The following is a 1,514-nucleotide window of genomic DNA, read 5'->3' as shown; positions in this document are numbered from 1 at the left end:
TGCCTCACCGCAGCCGCAGGAGAATAGCTGACTCAAATGCAGGGCTGTTTCATTCTAATTAAGCACCTGATATGCTACTTGAGATTTTCTCTCGCTGTGGCGATTTGTTAAGATGCCCTCTCTTGCCATTATGGATGTGTTTATGGAGCTGCCAGATACCCGTCGAAGTGCGGGACAACGGCATACTCAAGCCCTGTGTCTGGCGTTGTTTACCCTGGCGGTGGCGGCAGGGAATCGGGGTTTTTTAGCGATTGGGGACTGGATCAAGGCGTATCACGATGAGTTATTGGCCTTATTCGCCCCTCCGAAAGACCGCTTACCGTCTTACAGCACGATTCGACGCACCTTACTGCGCCTTGACTACCAGAACTATTCCGCCTGTTTATCGCGCTTCTTCGGCATCACCCCCTTAGCAGGAGAAACCATTGCAACGGATGGCAAAGTGCTACGCGGGTCCTATGAAGCCATCAGTGACGATCCAAGCGTCGAGTCCCATCCGGCGATTATGTTGGTGAGCGCCTACATTGTGGAACGTGGGCTGATTCTTGAGCCCTACGAAGTGGACTCAAAACCCAATGAAATCAAAGCATTGCCTGCGTTCATCCAACAGCTGGCCTGCCAAGGGGTGGTGTTTGCCTTCGATGCCATCAGCACCCAAAAAAAACTGCCGAAGTCATCCTAGCGAGCGGCAACGATTACCTCGGCGCACTCAAAGGGAATCAATCCGGATTACTCAGCGCCGTTGAGACCCATTTCCAAGCCGAACAGACCGTGCAGCAAATTCATAAAGGGCATGGTCGCATTGAAAAACGCACGGTTAGCATCACTCATCAGCTGAATGGCATTCCGAATTTCCCCGGACTTCAGACCCTGATTCGGGTTGACTCAGAGCGGCACGTCCATCGAGCCAGCATCATTGAAGTGAGCCATGAAACTCGCTATTATGTGGCGTCGGTTCGGGAGAGTGCCCAACGCTTGGCGGAGCGCATTCGCGGTTATTGGGGCGTCGAGAATCAGGTCCACTATGTGCGAGATGTGACTCAAGGCGAAGATGCCTCTCGCATTCGGACCGCTCCGCTGATTCAGATTTGGGCCATTGCCCGAAACTTGGCGCTCAACCTCTATCGAGACCAGGGCTTTGAAAATATGGCTCAAGCCCAACGTCGAGCCGGATTTGGTCTTAACATCCTCAAGGACTTATTCAGAATGAAATAGCCCTGGACTCAAATGTGCTCTCAATTAGACCACGTCCAGCTCAAAACCGGTCGTTTTTCCCCAGCAAAACCTACAGGTCTGGACGTGATATTAGGTTTAAATCAACACATCAATTGAACCACTGCGTAGTCCATCAAAGACTTGATTAACTTGGGCCTCTTCCATTTCGGTTAGATAATTTTTTGCCAACAGGGCAGCCATAAACTGCTCTTGCTCGAATCGACTAATGCGGCGAGTTGACAAAATTTTCTCAGCCAAAGAGCCAATGGTTAGGTTTGTGGATAGGAGCGCCTGATTGT

General features: G+C 51.0%; 1 protein-coding gene and 1 pseudogene. One reads left to right on the top strand and one right to left on the bottom strand.

Going from position 1 to position 1,514, the window contains the following annotated elements:
* Nucleotides 1-112 precede the first annotated feature (112 nt).
* Nucleotides 113-1,215, top strand: a pseudogene (locus F6J99_RS46130) (ISAs1 family transposase).
* 96 nt (nucleotides 1,216-1,311) lie between these two features.
* Here the strand turns inward: F6J99_RS46130 and F6J99_RS44925 are convergent.
* Nucleotides 1,312-1,514 (bottom strand): hypothetical protein (locus F6J99_RS44925; protein ID WP_293123894.1); only part of this gene is annotated, 203 nt, incomplete at its 5' end.

The organism is Moorena sp. SIO4G3, assembly GCF_010692305.1.
Taxonomy (GTDB): domain Bacteria; phylum Cyanobacteriota; class Cyanobacteriia; order Cyanobacteriales; family Coleofasciculaceae; genus Moorena; species Moorena producens_A.
Note: the sequence above shows the minus strand (reverse complement) of the source record. Positions and strands in the feature narration are given on the sequence as shown.